Origin of the sequence: Saccharopolyspora hordei, assembly GCF_013410345.1 — a bacterium.
Classification (GTDB): domain Bacteria; phylum Actinomycetota; class Actinomycetes; order Mycobacteriales; family Pseudonocardiaceae; genus Saccharopolyspora; species Saccharopolyspora hordei.
On record NZ_JACCFJ010000001.1, the window covers coordinates 691,765 to 707,952 of the forward strand.

Consider the following 16,188-nt stretch of genomic DNA (forward strand, 5'->3'; position numbering starts at 1 on the left):
GTGGAGCCCTGGCGACTTGTCGACACATCGCCTTGCCGACGTGTCGACACCGGACGGCAGCTGCGGAGCACGACGGGACTCGCGTTCCCGCGGTGCACCTCGGTCAGCCGTCGGAGCCGTTCTTGCGGACGGCGTGCCCGCCGAACTGGTTGCGCAGGGCGGCCACCGCCTTCATGGCCGGCGAGTCCTCCTGGCGGGAGGCGAAGCGGGCGAACAGCGACGCGGTGATCACCGGCGTCGGCACCGCGTTGTTGATCGACTCCTCCACGGTCCAGCGGCCCTCGCCGGAGTCGTTGACGTAGCCCCGCAGCTCGGTCAGCTCCGGGTCCTCCTCCAGCGCCCGGACCAGCAGGTCCAGCAGCCAGGAGCGGACCACGGTGCCCCGGCTCCACGCCTTGATCGTCTCGGGCACGTTGGTGACCACGTCCGAGGCGGACAGCAGCTCGAAGCCCTCGGCGTAGGCCTGCATCAGGCCGTACTCGATGCCGTTGTGCACCATCTTGGCGTAGTGCCCGGCCCCGACCGGACCGGCGTGCGCGAAGCCCTCCTCGCGCGGGCCCTCCGGGCGCAGCGCGTCGAAGATCGGCATGGCGCGCTCGACGTCCTCGGCGTCACCGCCGGCCATCAGGCCGTAGCCGTTCTTCGCGCCCCACACCCCGCCGGAGACGCCGACGTCGACGTACTTGATGCCCTTCTCGGCGAGCAGCGCGGCGTTGGCCTGGTCGTCGGTGTACTTCGAGTTGCCGCCCTCGATCACCAGGTCGCCGGCGGACAGCAGCCCGGCCAGCTCCTGGACGGTCTGCCGGGTCGGGTCGCCGTGCGGGACCATGATCCACACGATGCGCGGGCCGACCAGCTTCTCCACCAGCTCCGCGATCGAGGCGACGTCACTGACGTCCGGGTTGCGGTCGTACCCGACGACGTCGTGACCAGCGGCACGCAGCCGCTCACGCATGTTGAAACCCATTCGGCCGAGGCCGACAAGTCCGAGTTGCACCGCATCTCCTCTGCGAGCTGTGTTTCCACTGGGTTGGTCGGCGCGCGAGGTGGGACCGCACCAGCTGAATCGATCCGACCCGACCCTAACCCCGACGGCGGAGGCCCCCGGCCGGACCAGCGCCGGATGTGACCCAGCCCCCGCCGTCGGAGCGTCGCGCTGGTGCTGGTGTCAGCCCGGGAGCCGGACCGGCATCAGCAGGTAGAGGTAGCCGTCGGCCACGTTGCCCTCCTCGTCGACCGGCTTGATGAGGGCCGGGCGGTTCGCGGTGGTGAACTGCATCTGGGCGCGGTCGCTCTTCATCGCGGTGAGGCCGTCGAGCAGGTAGCTCGGGTTGAACGCGATGGTCAGCGGCTCGCCGGTGAGGTCCACCGCGAGCTCCTCCTCGGCGCTGCCCTCGTCGTCACCACCGGCGGTCAGCCGCAGCACGCGGTCGGAGAACTCCAGGCGCACCTGGGTGCCGCGCTCGGCCACCAGCGACACGCGCTTGATCGCCTCGACCAGCGGGCCGACCTCGACGTTGGCCGTCACCGCGCTCTCCGAGGGCAGCAGCTGCCGGTACTTCGGGAACTCCGCGTCCAGCAGCCGGGTCGTGTTGCGGCGCGCCGTGCCGGACAGGCCGAGCAGGCCGTCGCCGGAGGCCAGCGAGATCTCCACCTTGCTCGCGCCGGCCCCGAGGGTCTTCGCGGAGTCGGCGAGCGTCTTGGCCGGGACCAGCACCGCGGTGTCGGCGATCGTGGTGCCCGGCTCCCAGGTGATCTCGCGCATCGCCAGCCGGAACCGGTCGGTGGCGACCATGGTCAGCGTGTCGGCGTTGATCTCCATCCGGATGCCGGTGAGCATCGGCAGCGTGTCGTCCTTGCCCGCCGCGACCGCGACCTGGCCGACCGCCTCGCTGAAGAGGTCGGTGGGCACCGAGCCGACGTGCTCGGGCATCGCGGGCAGTTCGGGGTAGTCCTCCACCGGCATGGTCGGCAGGCTGAACTTGGAGCTGCCGCAGGTGATGCTGACGCGCGAACCGTCGACGGTGAGCTCCACCGGCCGGGCGGGCAGGGCCTTGGTGATGTCGGCCAGCAGCCGCCCGGAGACGAGCGTCTTGCCGCTGGCGTCGATCGAGGCGTCGATGGTGACCTGTGCGGAGACCTCGTAGTCGAAGCCGGAGATGGTCAGCGCCTCTCCGGAACTCGCATCGAGCAGCACCCCGCCCAGCACCGGAACCGGTGGCCGCGACGGCAGGCTGCGCGCGACCCAAGCGACGGCGTCGGCGAGACCGTCACGTTCCACGCGGATCTTCATGGGTGTCCTTTCGGGTTCAGCCGTGAGTCGGCTGCCGAGAACTGCGTTCCGAGCTCGTGAGCCCTTTCCGGGTCGTGGTGCTCCGGCCCCGCACGGGGTGGAGCGGTCCCCGCACGGACGCCCCGAGCACCGACCGTCCGATCACCGGGACTGCGGCGCGCAGTTCGTCGGGGCTGCCTCCGCGGGAGTTCCACCGTAGAGCGTGCGTGGAGATCTCCGCATCCGGGTCCGAGCTAGTCGGTGGGTGGGCTCCGGCCCGCCGAGCGGAGTTGTCCACTTCTCCACCGCCCCCTACTCCTCTTCTCCTTTTCTCTTCCAAGAAATGAAGACCGCAGTAGTAGTAAGGGCTGTGAGTTGTGGGGATGGACGGCGTTCGCGCTGGTCGTGCGGCGTGGCGCGATGTGGATGACCACGGGATGTGACCGGGGACTGCGACGACCGGGTGGTGGACAACTCCGACCCCTCTCCCGTCGATCCACAACGATCCCCAGTTGTCCACAGATCCATCCCCAGTTCGATCCCCGAGTTGTACCCATCCCCTGTGGTTCCGGGCAGATCCACCGGTCGGGTTGTGAACGGATCTGTGAGAGGTCTGTGGTCAACCGCCGTTCGGGTTGTGGGCAAGGTGGGCCGGCTTGTGCACAGCTTGTGGATGGGCTGGGGAAAACCCCTGGTCGGCCTTGGGGATGGCGGGACTGTGGACAGCTCCCCGGCTGCCGCCGCCCGCGGCCGCCTGGGTGAGGCGAAGACCACCTCCGGTCCCGGCGCGGACCGGCGTCCCGGGGCGCTCCGCGTGCACGGATCGCGGTCGTGCGGCGCCGGAACGTGGTGATCGGGGCCGGGACCGGCGCCCCGAACCGCCCGTGCGGGCGACGTCCCGGCCCCGCCGCGGACGGGACCTTTCTGCTGGAGGGGGTGCGCGAGAGCGGAGGGGGTCGGCAGAAAGGTGCGCGCGCCCGGCGGTGGGAGCCCTCCGGCCGGCCGTCGGCTCGCGGGGCTCCACACGGCCCCTCGGTGCCGTCGGACGGCCCGAGCCCCTGCGGGCGCGCGTCGAGAGCTTTCTGCCAGACCGGGTGACCAGCGCGCAGTGGGGTCAGCAGAAAGGTCCGGCCGTCAGCCGCGGGAGCCGCGCACCGGCCGCGGCGCGCGAGGCCGCCGACGGCGGTCCGGGGATGTCTCGGTGTCAGCAGGCCCACCAGGCGCGCTCGAGGCAGCGGTGTGCGCCCAGCCGTGAGTGCCGCCGGGCCGGGGTGAGCGGTGGGGGGATCAGCGGGACTGCTGCTTGATCCGGGCCGTGAGCTCCTGCACGTGCTCGTAGATGCGGCGCCGCTCGGCCATCTCCTTGCGGATCTTCTTGTCCGCGTACATCACCGTGGTGTGGTCGCGGCCGCCGAAGTACTGGCCGATCTTGGGCAGCGAGGAGTCGGTGAGCTCCCGGCACAGGTACATCGCGATCTGCCGGGCCTGGGCCAGCGCCTTGGTCTTGCCCGGGCCGCACAGGTCGTCGATGGTCACGCCGAAGTAGTCCGCGGTCACCGCCATGATCGTCGGCGGGGTGATCTCCGGGGTCTGCGAGTCGGGGATGAGGTCGCGCAGCACGATCTCCGCGAGCTGCAGGTCCACCGGCTGCCGGTTCAGCGACGCGAACGCGGTGACCCGGATCAGCGCGCCCTCCAGCTCGCGGATGTTGCGCTCGATGCGGGAGGCGATGAACTCCAGCACGTCGGCCGGCGCGTTCATCCGGTCCTGCGCGGCCTTCTTCCGCAGGATGGCGATGCGGGTCTCCAGCTCCGGCGGCTGGATGTCGGTGATCAGGCCCCACTCGAACCGGGTGCGCAGCCGGTCCTCCAGGGTGCGCAGGCCCTTCGGCGGCCGGTCGGAGGACACCACGATCTGCTTGTTCGAGTTGTGCAGCGTGTTGAAGGTGTGGAAGAACTCCTCCTGGGTCCCTTCCTTGCCCTCCAGGAACTGGATGTCGTCCACCAGCAGCACGTCGACGTCGCGGTACCGGCGCTGGAACGCCACCTGGCGGTCGTCGCGCAGCGAGTTGATGAAGTCGTTGGTGAACTCCTCGGTGGAGACGTAGCGCACCCGCATGCCGGGGAACAGCCGCTGCGTGTAGTGCCCGACCGCGTGCAGCAGGTGGGTCTTGCCGAGCCCGGACTCGCCCCAGATGAACAGCGGGTTGTACGCCCGGGCGGGCGCCTCGGCCGCGGCCACGGCAGCCGCGTGCGCGAACCGGTTCGAGGAGCCGATGACGAACGTGTCGAAGGTGTACTTCGCGTTCAGCCTGGTCTGCGAGGTCGGCGAGGGGTTCTTCGGCGCGGTGAACGGCTGGCCCTGCTGCGGCTCGGTCGGCCCGGTGCGGCCGAAGGCCGGCCAGCCCTCGCCGCCGCTCTCCTCCGCGTCGCCGCCGTCCTCGGTCTCCGCCTCGGGCTCCTCGGCGTCACCGCCGTCAGCCTCCAGCGGCTGCGGGACCTCGCCGCCGGGCCACCGGAACTCGGTGGTCGGGAAGTCGAGCTCGGGCTTGGCCTCGGGCGCGGCGTGCCGCCCCTCCACGGCGGGGATCGACCCGGTGTGCGCGGTGTTGCCGAAGTCCTCCGGCGAGCGGTAGCTCTCCGCGGCGCCGTAGGCCTCCCGGCCCAGGCCGGGCCCGGTGTAGTACGGCGGTGGCGCGGGCTGGTCGCCGGTGGAGGCGCGCGGGGTCCACTGGTCGGCGGGAGCCGGAGCGGCGACCGGGCGGGTCGGTGCGGGGACCGCGGTGTCCACCTTCACCGCCAGCGACACGTCCCGGCCGAGGCGGCGGGACAGGGCGTCGGTGATGGGGTCGCGCAGCGCGCGCTCGATCGCTTCCTTGGCGAAGTCGCTCGGCGCGGCGAGCAGTGCGGTCCCGTCCAGCAAACCGATCGGCCGGGTGACGCGCATCCAGGCGCGTTGCTGGGGCGAGAGCGTGCCGGAGGACAGCTCCTGCACCACCTCTCCCCAAACTCGTACGAGATCGGCCTGGTGGTCGGACACCGCCTTGCTCCCCTCCCCTCGCTCGCGCAGCCCCCGACCGCGGTCCCGGAAGCCTGGCTCCCACAGTGCTCGAGCGCGGCGGTGTCACGGGACGGTGGGGCCGAACTCCGGGGGATCACCTGTCCGGGAAGATCTCCACAGAGTTGTCCACAACTTGTGTATGAAGGTACGGCAGGCCGCCGCGGTGTTCCCCCCTGGGGCCGTCGTACCGCTGCGATCGAGGTCAACACGCCCTCACGGCCAGTGCTCCCACCCACGGGCCGCGCATCGCAGAGGGGCACGCTAACAAGGTCGACACGGCGGCGACAAGCTCGTCCCGGCGATGTCACCAAGATCGGGATGTGGCAGCCTGTCCCCGGGCGGACCACGCCTTCGGCGCCCCCCGAGTGGGTGAGGCGAGCTCGTCCCCACCCCCGGTCGTGCGTGCTCGGAGGCCACTGCGTACCCTCGTACAGTCCCCCGCTTTCCTGAGCGGGCATGTCGCTGCGCCGAGAGTCCGGCGTTCGTGCGCCGCTCGGTACCGCCGATCTTCGCACGGGTCGGCGGCCGCGGCTCGGGAAGGAACAGGGACACCGTGACCGAACCGTGGTTCACCGTGGCCATCGGTGCCTGTAGTAACCGGGAGATCCGACCGTGAGCAAGGGCAAGCGCACCTTCCAGCCGAACAACCGCCGTCGTGCCAGGAAGCACGGCTTCCGGCTGCGCATGCGCACTCGCGCCGGCCGGGCCATCGTGGCCTCGCGCCGTCGCCGGGGCCGCGCGCGCCTGACTGCCTGATCGCGTCCGGCCGTGCTTCCCGCGGCAGCCCGGCTGACCAAGAGCCAGGAGTTCAGCTTGGTGGTCCGTCGTGGCCGCCGGTCCGGCCGTTCGCGCCTGGTGGTCCACGTGCTGCGACCGGACCAGGCAGCCGGCCGGCACCGCGACGAGGCCGTACCGGAAGACGTGGCGAATACGGCACCCACCCGGGAACCGACTGGATCGACCCGGGTGGGTTTTGTCGTGAGCAAGGCCGTCGGCACCGCGGTGGTCCGGCACCGGGTGACACGCCGGCTGCGCCACCTCGTGCGCGACCGCCTGCCTGCGCTGCCCGCTGGCACACTGGTGGTGGTCCGGGCCCTCCCCGCGGCGGCTGACGCGTCCAGCCGCGAACTCGGCGCGGACTTGGACGCGGCGTTCCGCAAGCTCCGCGTCCTGCCCCCGAACGGTCCGGCGACGGGTTCCAGGTGATGGCTGAGGACCAGCAGCACGGTGAACGGCTCCGCGCGCCCGCTCGGCGCCCGAGCCCGTTCGCCTGGGTGCTGCTCGGTCCGGTGCACGCCTACCGCAAGGTGGTCTCGCCGCTGCTCCCCCCGATGTGCCGCTTCCACCCGAGTTGCAGCGCGTACGCGGTGGAGGCGCTGACCACGCACGGCCTGGTCCGCGGCGGCTGGCTCACCCTGCGCAGGCTGCTGCGGTGCGGCCCCTGGCACCCTGGGGGGATCGACCCGGTGCCGCCACCCCGTGCCCGCGCTGCGGCGCGCACCCCTGCCCGAGCACCCGAGAAACCTGCCGAGGAGTAGCCCGCGTGCTGGACTTCATCTACTACCCGGTGTCGGCCATCCTGTGGTTCTGGCACGAGGTGTTCGGATTCGTGCTCGACCCGGCCAGCGGCTACGCCTGGGCGCTGTCGGTCGTCTTCCTCGTCTTCACCCTGCGCGCGCTGCTGTTCAAGCCGTTCGTGCACCAGGTGCGGTCGATGAAGAAGATGCAGGAGTTCGCGCCGGTCATCCGCGACCTGCAGGCCAAGTACGGCGACGACCGGCAGAAGCTCGCGATGGAGATGCAGAAGCTCCAGGCCGAGCAGGGCTTCAACCCGCTCAGCGGCTGCCTGCCGGTCCTGGTGCAGGTGCCGGTGTTCATCGGCCTGTTCCACGTGCTCAACGGGTTCAAGCCGGGGGCGCCGTCGAACTTCGTCTTCGACGCGCACGACGTGGAGTCCTTCGTCGCCGCGGACTTCTTCGGCGCCAAGCTGTCCAACACGATCAGCCAGTCCCCCGAGGTGCTCGCGGCCTTCGGCACCGACCGCGCCGACATGATGCTGGTGGGCGTGCCGCTGATGATCCTCGCCGCGATCGCCACGCACTTCACCGCGCGCCACTCCGTGCAGCGGCAGACGGCGGACGCGGCGAGCCAGCCGCAGGCGGCCGTGATGAACCGGATGGTGCTGTGGGTGTTCCCGATGTTCGCCATCATCGGTGGCCCGTTCCTGCCGCTGGCGATCCTCGTCTACTGGCTGGCCAACAACATCTGGACGCTGGGCCAGCAGCGCGTGGTGTACCGCAAGATCGACCGTGAGGAGGCTGCGCGAGCCAGCGCGCCCGCGGTCGTCGAGTCCACCGTCGTCGACAACGGCCCCGCGCAGGCCCCGGCGACGGACGCCGACACCACCCAGCAGGACCAACCCGGTGAGATCCCCGGGGTGATCGATGACCGTTCTCGCGACACGGACAAGCCGGGCGAGTCCCGGTGAGTGCGGCGCGAGCCCTGGAGAGGAGACACCCAGTGTCCGAAACCGTGCAGGAGTCGAGCCCGGCGACGCCCGAAACCGACGCTGCCGAGACGTCCTCGAGCACCGAGTCCCTGCTGGTGCAGGAGGGCGACATCGCGGGTGACTACTTGGAGCGGCTGCTCGACCTGCTGGACTACGACGGGGACATCGACCTCGACGTGGAGGCCGGTCGCGCGGTGGTGAGCATCGACGGCGGCGACGACCTGGAGAAGCTCGTCGGCAACCGCGGCCAGGTGCTGGAGGCGCTGCAGGAGCTCACCCGCCTCGCGGTGCAGCAGGAGACCGGTGTGCGCAGCCGGCTGATGCTGGACGTGGCCGGCTGGCGCGCGGGCCGCCGCCGGGAGCTCACCGAGCTCGGCCACGCCACCGCCGAGGAGGTCCTCAAGACCGGCAAGGAGGCGCGCCTGCGCCCGATGACCCCGTTCGAGCGGAAGATCATCCACGACGCGGTCGCCAAGGTCGACGGCGTGCACAGCGAGAGCGAGGGCGAGGAGCCCAACCGCAAGGTCGTCGTCTTCCTCACGAGCTGACCGGCCGCGACCGCTCGGCAGGCTCCTCGAGCGGTCCGCGACGCGCCGAGTCCGAAGCCCCCGCCCCACCACGGGACGGGGGCTTCGTCGTGCCTGGAGCGCGCTCGGCTCGTTTCACGTGGAACCACGGCGAGCACTCGATTTCGTCACCGTGACGTTAGTCGTCCATGTGACTGGATGCGGCTGTGCAGCCGCGTCTGGGCCCCACTTCCCCACCGACCGGTTCGGGGCCGTCTGGCGGGGTCGCCCGAACAGCCGGAGAGACCCCCTCGAACGCGCCGGAAGGGGTTCGTGGTGGTTGCGGAGCGTTGTCCGGCAGGCTTGGTCAGAGATTCCTTGGTTCCACGTGAAACATCGGGGTGAAATGCTGTGACCGAGCCTGCCGCGGCGCGGGTCGTGTTCGGTGACCGGTTGGACCTGGCTGTGCGGTTCCACGACCTGCTCGCAGAGCACGGGATCCGCCGCGGACTCATCGGTCCGCGCGAACTGGACCGTCTCTGGGAACGACATCTGCTGAACTCTGCGGTGATTGCGGAGTTGCTCCCACCGCAGAGCCGGGTGGTGGACGTAGGCTCTGGGGCGGGGTTGCCGGGCATCCCGTTGGCGATCGCCCGCCCGGACCTCACCCTGACCCTGTTGGAGCCGATGGCCCGACGGGTGGCGTGGTTGCAGGAAGTCATCGCCGAGCTGGAGCTCACCGTCGAGGTGGTGCGCGGACGTGCCGAGGAGGGTCCGGTGCGCGAACGACTGGCCGATCAGGACGTCGTGACCGCGCGCGCCGTCGCTCCCATGGAACGGCTCGCGAAGTGGTGCCTCCCCTTGCTGCGCCAGGGCGGTCGGCTGCTCGCCATGAAGGGCGAGAGCGCGGCGGAGGAACTGGAGCGGGATGCGGCCGCGATCGCTGCGGCCGGTGGCGGTCGTGGCGAAGTGGTGTCGTGCGGCGTCGGTGCGCTCGACGTGCCGACGACCGTCGTCGTGGTGGAACGGGTCGCGGCGACCCGAAGTGCGTCCGGTCGGCGTCGTGACGGTGCACGTCGAACGAGAAAGGATCGTGGACGGTGAATCCGGAGTCAAACGGAGCGGGTCGTGTTTCACGTGAAACGAGGGGCCAAGCAGTCGGTGGCATGCGCTTCCCCTCCGGGCCGACGAGCGGTGATCCCGCGATGAGCTTCGGGAAGGACGACATCGGCTGGACTCCGATCATGGAAGAGGCCCAGCGGGCGACGCGGGTGCTGCACCCGGAGACGCTGGAGCTGCCCCGCCCCACCCGTCGGCGCATCATCACCGTGGCGAACCAGAAGGGCGGCGTCGGCAAGACGACGAGCACGGTGAACCTCGCCGCCGGGCTCGCGCTGCACGGGCTCAACGTGCTCGTGATCGACCTCGACCCGCAGGGCAACGCGAGCACCGCGCTCGGCGTCGAGCACCGTTCCGGCACCCCGTCGGTGTACGAGGTGCTGCTCGGCGAGATCAGCATCGCGGACGCGGCGGCGCAGAGCACCCAGTCGAACAACCTCTGGTGCGTGCCGGCCACCATCGACCTGGCGGGCTCGGAGATCGAGCTCGTCACCATGGTGGCCCGGGAGGGGCGGCTGAAGGAGGCGCTGAACTCCGAGGCGGTCAACCAGATCAACCCGGACTACGTCTTCATCGACTGCCCGCCGTCGCTCGGCCTGCTCACGGTGAACGCGTTGGTGGCCGCGCACGAGGTCCTGATCCCGATCCAGTGCGAGTACTACGCGCTCGAGGGGCTCGGCCAGCTGCTCCGCAACATCGAGCTGGTGCAGTCGCACCTGAACCCGTCGCTGTGGGTGTCGACCATCCTGCTCACCATGTACGACGGGCGCACCAAGCTGGCCGACCAGGTGACCGCCGAGGTGCGCGGTCACTTCGGCGACCTGGCGCTGCGGACCGTGATCCCCCGCAGCGTGAAGATCTCGGAGGCGCCGGGCTTCGGCCAGACGGTGCTGACCTACGACCCGGGCTCGCGCGGTTCGATGAGCTACCTGGACGCGGCGCGGGAGATCGCTGAACGGGGTGTCGAGAGGACGACGGCATGAGCGAACGCAAGGGCGGTTTGGGACGCGGCATCGCCGCGTTGATCCCCAGCGGTCCCCCGGCCGGTGCGGACGGTGCGGCGCTGCGCGGCACCGCCGTGCGCGGTCGTCCGGCCTTCGAGCGGCCGGAGCCGCCCACTCCCGAGGTTTCACGTGAAACCAGCGGCGGCGAGGTCGCCGGGGCGGTCTACCGCGAGATCGCGATCTCCGCGATCACGCCGAACCCGAAGCAGCCGCGGCAGGTCTTCGACGAAGAGGCGCTGAACGAGCTGACGCACTCCATCCGCGAGTTCGGCCTCATGCAGCCGATCGTGGTGCGCGAGCTGGAGCGCGACCGGTTCGAGCTCATCATGGGCGAGCGCCGGTGGCGGGCCTCGCAGCAGGCCGGGCTGGAGTTCATCCCGGCGATCGTCCGCACGACGTCGGACGACGCGATGCTGCGCGACGCCCTGCTGGAGAACATCCACCGCGTCCAGCTCAACCCGTTGGAGGAGGCGGCGGCCTACCAGCAGCTGCTGGACGAGTTCGGCGTGACGCACGACCAGCTGGCGGACCGCATCGGGCGCAGCCGCCCGGTCATCACCAACACCATCCGGCTGCTCAAGCTGCCGCTCGAGGTGCAGCGGCGGGTGGCCGCCGGGGTGCTCTCGGCCGGCCACGCCCGCGCCCTGCTGAGCCTGGACGACGTGGACAAGCAGGAGGAGCTGGCGAAGCGGATCGTCGCCGAGGGCCTCTCCGTGCGGGCGACCGAGGAGCAGGTGACCCTCGCCAAGCGGGAGGCGCCGAAGAAGAAGACGGAGGCGAAGAAGCCGATCCAGGCCCCCGGCTTCGACCGGCTCGCCGAGCGGCTGTCCGACCACCTGGACACCCGGGTCAAGGTCGACCGCGGTCGCCGGAAGGGCAAGATCGTCGTGGAGTACGGGTCGGTGGACGACCTCGAGCGCATCGCAGAGTTGATCTTGGGCGAGAAGGCCCACGGGATCCGCGAGGAATGACATCAGGGCCTTTCGTCACGGTGACGATGGCCGGTCGTGAGCGCGAAGACCGGCTCCAGGCGGCTTCCGCACTCACGACCGCAGGGGTCTGGCGCGCCGAGCCGGGCCCCTGTTTCACGTGAAACAGGAGAGCCGGCCTCCCGTGCGGGAGACCGGCCCTGGTTCCACGTGGAACATCACCGCGCGCGGGAGATCGCCCGCTCGACGAGCCCGGCGAAGACCTCCCCCAGCGACCGGTCCGCGGCCTCGACCGCCATCGGCAGCAGCGAGGTCTCGGTCAGCCCGGGCGAGACGTTCACCTCCAGGAAGTGCGGCGTCCCGTGCCGGTCGACGATCGCGTCGGTCCTCGACACGTCGCGCAAGCCGAGCAGGCGGTGCGCCGCGATCGCCAGCTCCCCCGCCGCGGCCGCCGCCTCCGCCGGGATCTCGGCGGGCGTGCGGTAGCTGGTGAGCCCGGCGGTGTAGCGGGCGGTGTAGTCGTAGACGCCGTCGGCCGGCTCGATCTGGACCGCGGGCAGCGCCTCGGGTCCGTCCGGGCCGTCGATGACGGTGATCGCCACCTCGGTCCCCTCGACGAACTGCTCCACGAGCACGGTGTCGCCGTACGACAGCGCGCCCACCATCGCCGAGGGCAGCTCCGCGGCGTCGCGCACCACGCGCGCCCCCAGGGCTGAGCCACCCTGGTCCGGCTTGAGCATCAGCGGCAACCCGAGCTTGGCCACCAGCGCGTCGAGCACCGCCTGGGCGCCCAGCTCGCGGAAGGTCGCGTGCGGCAGCGCCACCCAGTCCGGGGTGGCCAGCCCGGCGCGGGCCAGCTCCGCCTTCGCGGTCGGCTTGTCCCACGCCCGGCGGCACGCGTGCGGGCCGGTGCCGACGAACGGGACGCCGAGCATCTCCAGCACGGCCTGCACCGCGCCGTTCTCGCCCTCGCCGCCGTGCAGCGCGACCACGACCGCGTCGGGGCGCTCCTGCTCGATGCGGGTCAGCAGCCGCGCGTCGGCGTCCCACTCCGCCACGGTCATGCCGACCGAGCGCAGCGCCGCCGACAGCCGGCGCCCGGAGCGCAGCGACACCTCGCGCTCGTGCGAAAGCCCACCTGCGAGCACGGCGACCCAGCGATCAGACACTCCACAACACCCCTGGAAAGTACGAGTCCACTGTGCAACGGCGAGCACCGTGCACAGTGGACCTCTGCGGCAGGACTCGAAGAACCTTACGCGGTGTCGGGCGACGGAGCCTGCGGCCCCGGCACGCTGCGCTGCGGCACGGTGCCGAAGGTGCGGACCAGCTCCATCTCCTCGGTCAGCGTGTTGGCCAGCCGGCGCACGCCCTCCCGGATCCGCTCCGGCGTCGGGTAGCAGTAGGACAACCGCATCTGCCGGCTGCCGAAGCCACCGTGGTAGAAGCCCGTCCCGGAGACGTAGGCGACCCGCTGGGTCACCGCCCGGGGCAGCATCGCCTTGGTGTCCACGCCCTCCGGCACGGTCAGCCAGACGAAGAACCCGCCGTCCGGCCGCGTCCACGTGCACCCCGGCGGCATGTACTGCTCCAGGGCGCTGAGCATCGCGTCGCGGCGCTCCCGGTACTGCTCCTGGAAGACCTTGATCTGGCCCCGCCAGTCGTGCGTGCTCAGGTAGCGCGACACGATCATCTGGTTCAGCGTGGGCGGGCACAGGGTGGCCGACTCGGCGGTGAGCACCAGCTTCTCGCGGATCGCGTGCGGGGCGAGGACCCAGCCGACCCGCAAGCCGGAGGCGAAGACCTTGGAGAACGAGCCGAGGTAGACCACGTTGTCGGCGTCCATGCTGCGCAGCGCCGGCAGCGCCTTGCCGTCGAAGCCGAGCAGGCCGTACGGGTTGTCCTCCACCACGAGGATGCCGTGCTGGGCGCAGATCTCCAGGATCTCCGCGCGCCGCGACACGGCCAGCGTGATGCCGCCCGGGTTGTGGAAGTTCGGGATGGTGTAGAGGAACTTGATCCGCTTGCCCTGCGCGGTCACGTCCGCGATGGCCTGGCGCAGCGCGGTCGGCTCGAGGCCGTCGTCGTCCATCGCCACGTGGACCACCTCGGCCTGGTAGGCGGCGAAGGAGCCGAGCGCGCCGACGTAGGACGGGCCTTCGGCGAGGACGACGTCACCGGGGTCGCAGAAGATCCGGGTGACCATGTCGAGGGCCATCTGGGAGCCCGCGGTGACCATGACGTCGTCGGGGTGCGCGGAGATGCCCTCCAGCGCCATGACCTCGCAGATCTGCTCGCGGAGCTCCGGCACGCCGTGGGCGGAGCCGTACTGCAGCGCCACCTGCCCGTCCTCGGCCACCAGCCGCGCCACCTCGGCGGCCAGCGACTCCAGCGGGAGCGCCGCCAGGTTCGGCATGCCGCCGGCCAGCGAGACCACCTCGGGGCGGCTGGCGACGGCGAAGAGAGCTCGGATCTCGGAAGCGGTCATCCCTGCGGTCCGCTCGGCGTAGTGCGCCCGGTACGCGTCCAGGTTGCGTGCGGGCTTCTCCGGCGGGTTCGGCTGACTTCCGTGATCCGTCATATCGCGCTCCGGTTCGGTTGTGCGCCCTGGTCGTCCCCGGTCAGGTCGAAGACGAGTTCGGCGATTCTATCCGCCGTATCGTTCGCGACCCTCCTCGATGTAACGAGAGCCTCCCGCGCGCGCAACCGGGGGCTCGGCAGATCCCCAGGTCAGCGCGGTGCGGCCGCGTCCAGGGCTTACCGGCCGGTAACCCATCTCACCCCATCGGGGCGGGGACGGGAGTCCGCAGCGCTTCCTGTGCCGGGTCACGGGCGCTTATCCTGGCCACATCCCCGCCCGTGGTGCGGGTTCGTGCAGCTTTTCCAGGAGGTCAGGTGTCGCGACGCGTCATCGGCGTCACGCTGGACAACCTCGACCACCTGCCCAAGCGGTGCCGCCGGTGCGTGTTCTGGGAGCTCGCGCCGCACATCCGGGAGCAGGCCGAGGAGTTCGGCGAGACCGAACTGGAGAAGGAAGCCTGGGTCTCCAGCGTGCTGCTGGAGTGGGGCTCGTGCGGCCGCATCATCTACGTCGACGGCGTCCCGGCGGGGTACGCGATGTACGCCCCGCCCGCTGCGGTGCCGCGCGCGGCGGCCTTCCCCACCGCGCCGGTCAGCGCGGACGCGGTGCTGCTGACGGCGCTGCGCGTGCTGCCGGAGTTCGAGCACGGCGGGCTGGGGCGGGTGCTGGTGCAGAACGTCGCGAAGGACCTGACGCGCCGCGGGGTGAAGGCGGTCGAGGCGTTCGGCGACCTGGAGGGCACGGCGGAGAGCTGCGTGATCCCGGCCGGGTTCCTGCAGCAGGTGGGGTTCAAGACGGTCCGGCAGCACCCCCAGTGGCCGCGGATGCGCCTGGAGCTGCGCACCGCCATCTCCTGGAAGGAAGACGTCGAGGCGGCCCTGGAGCGCCTCCTCAGCTCGGTCACCATCAAGACCACCGAACCCGCCGTCGGCGGCGCGTGACGCTCGACCTCCGCGGACCGTCCCGGCACCGCACTCCGCCCGGGGCGCAGCGCCGGCGCGGGCGCCCGGGGTCAGGCGCCCTCGGCGCGGGCGAGTTCGTGGCGGAGGAGGTCGTCGAAGGTGAAGGTGCCGGTGGGCTGGTCGTCCTTGCCCAGCAGGTACAGCCGCTTCACCGCCACCAGCAGGCCCTCGGCGATGACGTCGCGGAACGCCGGGTCCAGCAGGCGGGCGCGGTCGCGGGCGTTGGTCAGGTAGCCCAGCTCCATGCGCACCGCGGGCATCCGGGTCAGCCGCAGCACGTCCCAGGTCTTGGCCTGGGTGTGGCAGTCCTTCATCCCGGTGCGCGCGACGATCTCGCGCTGCAGGAAGCCCGCCAGCGCCTCCCCCACGGTCGAGGTGGTGCCGTTGCCGGTGCCGAAGTGGAAGCTCGCCACTCCCTCGGCCAGCGGAGACCGGTTGGCGTCGATGTGCAGCGACAGGAACATGTCCGCCCCGGCCTCGTTGGCGAACGCGGCGCGGTCGGCGTCCGGCGGGCAGGAGTTGGGCCCGCGGGTGATGAGCGCTTCCATGCCGGTGGCCACCATCCGGCCCTCCAGCCGGCGGGCCAGGTCCCAGGTCAGGTCGGCCTCGCACACGTTGCCGATGCAGGCACCGCGGTCCGGACCGCCGTGGCCGGGGTCGATGACGATGCGCTTGCCGCGCAGCCGCGGCCCGGCGCGCCGCACCTTCTCCTGTTCGCGCAGGAAGACCGGGCGCCCGCCGCGGACCTTCGGCGCCAGCTGCCGGAGCGCCCGCAGCGTGGCCGGCCCGCAGATGCCGTCCGGGTTGAGGCCGTACTCGCGCTGGAAGTTGCGCAGCGCCTGCTCGGTCTGGCGGCCGAAGATGCCGTCCGGGCGGCCCGCGTCGAAGCCCAGCTCCAGCAGCCGCTCCTGCAGGGCGAACACGTCGTCCCCGCTGATCGGCTTGGACACCAGGTAGGCCAGCGACCGGTCGCCGAGCCGCCAGCGCGCCTCGGTGAGCGCGCGGTAGGTCGCCGGGCCCACCACGCCGTCGGTGATCAACCCGCGTTGTTGCTGGAAGACCCGGACCGCTTGTTCCACCGCGTCGTCGAACACCGCCGGATCCGTTCGGCCGTTCGTGGCCAGCAAGCCCAGCGCTGCAAGGGTGTTCCTGATCTCGGCAACGGCCGGACCGACGTCACCGCGGTGGAGCAGCTGCATGCACTCCTCGCTCGATTCAGGCGCCGGCGGACCGGCGCGGAGGATGG

15 protein-coding genes are annotated in these 16,188 nt (G+C 71.2%); 9 read left to right on the forward strand and 6 right to left on the reverse strand.

Annotation, left to right across the window (positions count from 1 at the left end):
* Positions 1-103: 103 nt before the first annotated feature.
* From gnd to dnaA, 3 genes are all read right to left on the reverse strand, one after another.
* Entirely contained in the window at positions 104-997 is an 894-nt protein-coding gene (gene gnd / locus HNR68_RS03280; RefSeq protein ID WP_179717485.1) for a phosphogluconate dehydrogenase (NAD(+)-dependent, decarboxylating), read from the reverse strand.
* A gap of 171 nt (positions 998-1,168) precedes the next feature.
* Entirely contained in the window at positions 1,169-2,293 is a 1,125-nt protein-coding gene (gene dnaN, locus HNR68_RS03285; protein WP_179717487.1) for a DNA polymerase III subunit beta, read from the reverse strand.
* Positions 2,294-3,559: 1,266 nt separating this feature from the next.
* Positions 3,560-5,311 carry a chromosomal replication initiator protein DnaA gene (gene dnaA / locus HNR68_RS03290; RefSeq protein ID WP_179717489.1) on the reverse strand — a complete coding sequence of 584 codons (1,752 nt, stop codon included), beginning with the start codon at positions 5,309-5,311 and terminating at the stop codon, positions 3,560-3,562.
* Between the two features lie 633 nt (positions 5,312-5,944).
* Here dnaA and rpmH point away from each other — a divergent pair.
* The 8 genes from rpmH to HNR68_RS03330 all read left to right on the forward strand — a co-directional run bounded on the left by rpmH (position 5,945) and on the right by HNR68_RS03330 (position 11,441).
* Positions 5,945-6,088, forward strand: coding sequence for a 50S ribosomal protein L34 (gene rpmH, locus HNR68_RS03295; RefSeq protein ID WP_179717491.1), 144 nt, complete (start codon positions 5,945-5,947; stop codon positions 6,086-6,088).
* 12 nt (positions 6,089-6,100) lie between these two features.
* Positions 6,101-6,538, forward strand: a complete 438-nt coding sequence (gene rnpA, locus HNR68_RS03300; protein WP_179717493.1) for a ribonuclease P protein component — start codon at positions 6,101-6,103, stop codon at positions 6,536-6,538.
* Positions 6,538-6,870 (forward strand): membrane protein insertion efficiency factor YidD, encoded by a 333-nt coding sequence (gene yidD, locus HNR68_RS03305; protein ID WP_179717495.1) that lies wholly within the window; start codon positions 6,538-6,540, stop codon positions 6,868-6,870. The genes rnpA and yidD overlap by 1 nt, the downstream gene beginning before the upstream one ends.
* Before the next feature lie 5 nt (positions 6,871-6,875).
* The gene (gene yidC / locus HNR68_RS03310; RefSeq protein WP_179717497.1) at positions 6,876-7,820 is read left to right on the forward strand and encodes a membrane protein insertase YidC; all 945 of its coding nucleotides are present in this window, start codon (positions 6,876-6,878) and stop codon (positions 7,818-7,820) included.
* A 32-nt stretch (positions 7,821-7,852) separates the two neighbouring features.
* Complete coding sequence (locus tag HNR68_RS03315; protein ID WP_179717499.1) at positions 7,853-8,389, forward strand: R3H domain-containing nucleic acid-binding protein; 537 nt, start codon at positions 7,853-7,855, stop codon at positions 8,387-8,389.
* 369 nt (positions 8,390-8,758) lie between these two features.
* The gene (rsmG, locus tag HNR68_RS03320; protein ID WP_179717501.1) at positions 8,759-9,451 is read left to right on the forward strand and encodes a 16S rRNA (guanine(527)-N(7))-methyltransferase RsmG; all 693 of its coding nucleotides are present in this window, start codon (positions 8,759-8,761) and stop codon (positions 9,449-9,451) included.
* Positions 9,452-9,552: 101 nt separating this feature from the next.
* Complete coding sequence (locus HNR68_RS03325) at positions 9,553-10,449, forward strand: ParA family protein (protein ID WP_246330377.1); 897 nt, start codon at positions 9,553-9,555, stop codon at positions 10,447-10,449.
* On the forward strand, positions 10,446-11,441 hold the full coding sequence (locus tag HNR68_RS03330; RefSeq protein WP_179717503.1) for a ParB/RepB/Spo0J family partition protein: 996 nt from the start codon (positions 10,446-10,448) through the stop codon (positions 11,439-11,441). The genes HNR68_RS03325 and HNR68_RS03330 overlap by 4 nt, the downstream gene beginning before the upstream one ends.
* 176 nt (positions 11,442-11,617) lie before the next feature.
* Here the strand turns inward: HNR68_RS03330 and HNR68_RS03335 are convergent, their stop codons facing one another.
* Both HNR68_RS03335 and HNR68_RS03340 read right to left on the reverse strand, forming a co-directional pair.
* Positions 11,618-12,568, reverse strand: a complete 951-nt coding sequence (locus HNR68_RS03335) for a D-alanine--D-alanine ligase (protein ID WP_179717505.1) — start codon at positions 12,566-12,568, stop codon at positions 11,618-11,620.
* Between the two features lie 86 nt (positions 12,569-12,654).
* Entirely contained in the window at positions 12,655-13,980 is a 1,326-nt protein-coding gene (locus HNR68_RS03340; protein WP_179717507.1) for an aminotransferase-like domain-containing protein, read from the reverse strand.
* Positions 13,981-14,294: 314 nt separating this feature from the next.
* On the opposite strand from HNR68_RS03340, the gene HNR68_RS03345 reads away from it, so the two are divergent.
* On the forward strand, positions 14,295-14,921 hold the full coding sequence (locus tag HNR68_RS03345) for a GNAT family N-acetyltransferase (protein WP_179717509.1): 627 nt from the start codon (positions 14,295-14,297) through the stop codon (positions 14,919-14,921).
* Positions 14,922-14,992: 71 nt separating this feature from the next.
* Here HNR68_RS03345 and HNR68_RS03350 read toward each other — a convergent pair whose 3' ends face one another.
* Positions 14,993-16,141, reverse strand: coding sequence for an N-acetylmuramoyl-L-alanine amidase (locus HNR68_RS03350; protein ID WP_179717511.1), 1,149 nt, complete (start codon positions 16,139-16,141; stop codon positions 14,993-14,995).
* Between the last annotated feature and the right edge of the window lie 47 nt (positions 16,142-16,188).

Coding starts and splice junctions, on each gene's coding strand:
- dnaN (WP_179717487.1), bottom strand. CDS start 2,293: ATGAAGATCCGCGTGGAACGTGACGGTCTCGCCGACGCCGTCGCTTGG.
- yidD (WP_179717495.1), top strand. CDS start 6,538: ATGGCTGAGGACCAGCAGCACGGTGAACGGCTCCGCGCGCCCGCTCGG.
- HNR68_RS03325 (WP_246330377.1), top strand. CDS start 9,553: ATGAGCTTCGGGAAGGACGACATCGGCTGGACTCCGATCATGGAAGAG.
- HNR68_RS03330 (WP_179717503.1), top strand. CDS start 10,446: ATGAGCGAACGCAAGGGCGGTTTGGGACGCGGCATCGCCGCGTTGATC.
- HNR68_RS03340 (WP_179717507.1), bottom strand. CDS start 13,980: ATGACGGATCACGGAAGTCAGCCGAACCCGCCGGAGAAGCCCGCACGC.
- HNR68_RS03350 (WP_179717511.1), bottom strand. CDS start 16,141: ATGCAGCTGCTCCACCGCGGTGACGTCGGTCCGGCCGTTGCCGAGATC.